This is a genomic window from Mesorhizobium sp. M7A.F.Ca.CA.001.10.2.1, assembly GCF_003998575.1.
In the GTDB taxonomy this organism is placed as follows: domain Bacteria; phylum Pseudomonadota; class Alphaproteobacteria; order Rhizobiales; family Rhizobiaceae; genus Mesorhizobium.
The window spans coordinates 1-4,158 of record NZ_RZQY01000552.1; the positions used below are offsets into that span (position 1 = coordinate 1).

The window sequence follows — 4,158 nt, forward strand, 5'->3', positions numbered from 1 at the left end:
GTCCATGGGCCGGCCTGCTCGACCAGGCGGGCAAGTTCTGCCGCGGTGCCGCGCAGGGCTCGGGTCAGGATCCCGGCGTCGGCATTGCCGGACCAGCCTTCGGCAATACGGTCGCCCCTGGTGAAGGCAGCGAGATTGAAGGCAGCACCCTTGCTGACGGGATAGGCCACCATATGGAAGCCGGGATGCAGGAAGGTGGTGACGCAATTGGTTACACCGATCGCGGCAAAGGCTTGTCCGGCAGCGCTTTCGGCGGCAATGGTCGCGCGCCAGGCCAGTTCGCCGGAGAAATGGTTTCTTGGCAAAGCCGCCCTTTTGGCCGAATCGACAAGTGCGCGCACCGACGACCAGACACCATCGGCTCCGATCAGCAGGAAGCCCTCAGCCTTGATGGTTTTGCCGTCGATCTCGGCCGTCGCGGTGATGCCATGGGGGCCGGTGGCAGCGCTGCTGACGCGGGCGCCGGTGGTAAGATGGATATCCGGTATCTGGGAAACCCGTGCCATCAGCGCGCTCTGCAGATCAGCCCTGTGAGCGACGAGATAGGGCGCCTGCCAGCGCGTTTCGGCGGCTTGCCCCAGCGGCACCCGCGCCAGTTCGCGCAAGGTCGCGGCCTCCTTCAACACCACGGCTTCCGGCCGCACCGTTGCCGGCAGCAGCTTGTCGAGTACGCCAAGCTGGCGAAGGATACGTGTCGCGTTGGGAGAGAGCTGGATGCCGGCGCCGGCAGCTTCCAGGCGCTGCGCCTGTTCGAACACCCGAACAGGGTAGCCGCGGTCGGCGAATGCAAGCGCTGCGGTCAATCCGGCGACACCCGCCCCGGCGATGACAATTTGCCGGGATCGCGTGTCGGTCATCGGGCTGGTCGCGAAAGACTCAGGCGGCCTGATCGATGTAGATGCAGCCGGCCGGCAGCGTCTCGGTCGCCTTCAGCTTCGGAGAATAGCGGTAGAGCGTCGAGCAATAGGGGCAGACTTTTTCGTTGTCGTCGCCCATGTCCAGAAACACATGCGGGTGGTCGAAAGGCGGATTGGCGCCCGTGCACATGAATTCCTTCACGCCGATGTCGATTGCCTGATAGCCCGCATCGTTCTGAAAATGGGGAATGGAACCGCCTGCCATCGTCGTCTCCTTAACGCAGTCTCGTCTGCATCTGGATCATATCAGGCCTCTTTGCAAGTTCGATGAAATGAAACTGTCGCAAAAGCCTGTCAGAGGATAAGTTAAGCCGGTTAACGCATGGCCCCGAAGACCGACATCGGTTTTCGGCAAGGACCATGCGTCGCCTTGGAGTGGCAGAGCGTCCTTTGCGCGTCCTGAATGACGCACGACGCTTTAGCTGGCTGACGGTGTGGAAGAGCGGGAATCATGAACGAACTGAAGCCGGTGCAGAACGAATTCGTGGATGTCGAGGTGGCCCGCCCGGAGGGCGGCAATCCGGACCGGTTTGTCAACCGCGAGTTTTCCTGGCTGCAGTTCAACCGGCGCGTCCTCGAGGAGTCGCTGAACCTCAATCATCCGCTGCTGGAGCGCGTCCGCTTCCTGTCGATCTCGGCCGCCAATCTCGACGAGTTCTTCATGGTCCGCGTTGCCGGTCTTGCCGGCCAGGTACGAGAAGGCATTACGCTGAAGAGCCCTGACGGCCGCACCCCCGAACAGCAGCTCGAACAGTTGCTGCGTGAGGTCGAGCGGCTGCAGGAAGACCAGCAGAAGAGCCTTTCGGCGCTTACCGTGCTGCTCAACAAGGAAGGCATCGAGAGCATCACCCGCGATGCGCTGACCAAGGACGAGAAAATCTGGCTGGAAGACCATTTCCAGGAACAGGTTTTCCCGGTGCTCACCCCGCTGTCGATCGATCCGGCGCACCCGTTCCCGTTCATTCCCAATCTCGGCTTCTCGATGGCGCTGCAATTGCGCCATCGCAAGAATGGTGAGGAGATGAGCGCGCTGCTGCGCCTGCCGGTGGCGCTGAAGCGCTTCATCCGCCTGCCGGACCGCAAGCATCATGTCCGCTTCATCCCGCTGGAAGAGGCGGTCGGCCTCTATATCGGCAAGCTCTTCCCCGGCTATGAGGTCAAGGGCTCCGGCACGTTTCGCATCATTCGCGATAGCGATATCGAGGTCGAGGAGGAGTCCGAGGACCTCGTGCGCCTGTTCGAAACGGCGCTGAAGCGGCGGCGGCGCGGTTCGGTGATCCGCATCGAATTCGACAGGCTGATGCCTGGCGAATTGCGCGACTTCGTGGCAGGCGAGCTTGGCGTGTCGTCGAGCCGCATCAGCGTGCTCACCGGGCCGCTGGCGCTCAGCCAGATTTCCGAGATCGTCGCCGTCCCTCGCGACGACCTGAAATTCATGCCCTACAATCCGCGTTTTCCCGAGCGTATCCGCGAGCATGGCGGCGATTGTTTCGCCGCCATCCGCGAGAAGGACATCGTCGTCCATCACCCCTACGAATCGTTTGACGTCGTGGTGCAGTTCCTGCGCCAGGCGATGGCCGATCCGGAAGTGGTGGCGATCAAGCAGACGCTTTACCGCACCTCCAATGACAGCCCGATCGTGCGTGCGCTGGTCGACGCGGCCGAGGCCGGCAAGTCGGTCACCGCGCTGGTCGAGCTCAAGGCGCGTTTCGACGAAGAAGCCAACATTCGCTGGGCGCGCGATCTGGAGCGTGCCGGCGTGCAGGTCGTGTTCGGCTTTCTCGAGCTGAAAACCCATTCGAAAATGTCGCTGGTGGTGCGGCGCGAGGACGGCAAGCTGCGCAACTACGTGCACCTCGGCACCGGCAACTACCATCCGGTAACGGCGCGCATCTACACCGACCTGTCCTTCTTCACCACCGATCCGACGATTGCCCGCGATGTCGCCCAGCTGTTCAATTTCATCACCGGCTATGCCGAGCCGACCGACGAAATGCGGCTTGCGATCTCGCCGTTCACGCTGAGAAGCCGCATCCTGAAGCACATTGCCGACGAGATTGCCTACGCGGTGCAGGGGAAACCGGCGCGCATCTGGATGAAGATGAACGCACTCGTCGATCCGATTATCATCGACGCGCTCTACGATGCCAGCCGGGCCGGCGTCGAGGTCGACCTGGTCGTGCGCGGCATCTGCTGCCTGAGGCCGCAGGTTCCGGGCCTGTCGGAAAACATCCGCGTAAAATCGATCGTCGGCCGTTTTCTCGAGCACAGCCGCATCTATTGTTTCGGCAACGGTCACGGCCTGCCGTCGGACGAGGCGATCGTCTACATCTCCTCGGCCGATCTGATGCCGCGCAATCTCGACCGCCGCGTCGAAACCATGGTGCCGATCACGAATCCAACTGTGCACGAACAGATCCTTGGCCAGATCATGCTGGGCAACATCATGGACAATCAGCAAAGTTTCGACGTATTGGCTGATGGAACCTCCCGGCGCGTCGTGCTGGAGGAGGGCGAGGAACCGTTCAACGCGCAGGAATATTTCATGACCAATCCGAGCCTGTCGGGACGGGGTGACGCGCTGAAGTCGCATGCGCCCAAGCGCATTGCGCAGTTCAAGCGCCGCAAGAAGAACGCTGCAGCGTCCGGCTGATGCTGTCTGATTCCCAGGGCCGGCTGCAGGACCGCCGACCGCTGTCCATCATCGACATCGGATCGAACTCGATCCGCCTCGTCGTCTATGAGGGGCTGGCGCGCTCGCCGACCATGCTGTTCAACGAAAAGATGCTGGCCGGTCTCGGCCGGGGCATCGTTTCGACCGGCAAGCTCGACCCCGAGGCGGTGACGCGCTCGATGGAAGAGTTCCGTCGCTTTCGCGCGCTTTCCGACCAGGCCGGCGCCGAGCAGATGTATGTGCTGGCCACCGCCGCGGCCCGCGAGGCGGTCAATGGCCCTGATTTCATCCACCGCGCCGAGGAGGTGCTGAAGACCGAGATCCGTGTCATCAGCGGCCGTCAGGAAGCGTATTATTCGGCGCTCGGCGTCATTTCCGGCTTCCATCCGGCCGACGGCATCGCCGGCGATCTGGGCGGCGGCAGCCTCGAACTGGTCGACGTCGCCGGCGAAGCGATCGGCGACGGCATCACACTGCCGCTGGGCGGCTTGCGCCTGCAGGACATGGCGAAGAACTCGCTGACCCAGGCGGCGAAGATCGCGCGTGACGAACTGGCGAAGGCCAAGC

General features: G+C 62.7%; 3 protein-coding genes and 1 pseudogene. 2 read left to right on the forward strand and 2 right to left on the reverse strand.

Annotated elements, in window-relative coordinates; all coding sequences use genetic code 11:
• Together EN964_RS27030 and EN964_RS27035 are read right to left on the reverse strand one after the other, a co-directional pair.
• A partial coding sequence (locus EN964_RS27030) for an FAD-dependent monooxygenase (RefSeq protein WP_127276961.1) occupies positions 1-857 on the reverse strand: 857 nt, incomplete at its 3' end.
• A 19-nt stretch (positions 858-876) separates the two neighbouring features.
• Positions 877-1,122 (reverse strand): zinc-finger domain-containing protein, encoded by a 246-nt coding sequence (locus tag EN964_RS27035; RefSeq protein ID WP_023814125.1) that lies wholly within the window; start codon positions 1,120-1,122, stop codon positions 877-879.
• Positions 1,123-1,368: 246 nt separating this feature from the next.
• Between EN964_RS27035 and EN964_RS27040 the strand changes: the two genes are divergently transcribed.
• Both EN964_RS27040 and EN964_RS27045 read left to right on the forward strand, forming a co-directional pair.
• Complete coding sequence (locus EN964_RS27040) at positions 1,369-3,570, forward strand: RNA degradosome polyphosphate kinase (RefSeq protein WP_127270759.1); 2,202 nt, start codon at positions 1,369-1,371, stop codon at positions 3,568-3,570.
• A pseudogene (locus tag EN964_RS27045) lies at positions 3,570-4,158 on the forward strand (exopolyphosphatase); the annotation flags it as partial. The gene EN964_RS27040 and the pseudogene EN964_RS27045, both read left to right, overlap by 1 nt.

Coding starts and splice junctions, on each gene's coding strand:
- EN964_RS27035 (WP_023814125.1), bottom strand. CDS start 1,122: ATGGCAGGCGGTTCCATTCCCCATTTTCAGAACGATGCGGGCTATCAG.
- EN964_RS27040 (WP_127270759.1), top strand. CDS start 1,369: ATGAACGAACTGAAGCCGGTGCAGAACGAATTCGTGGATGTCGAGGTG.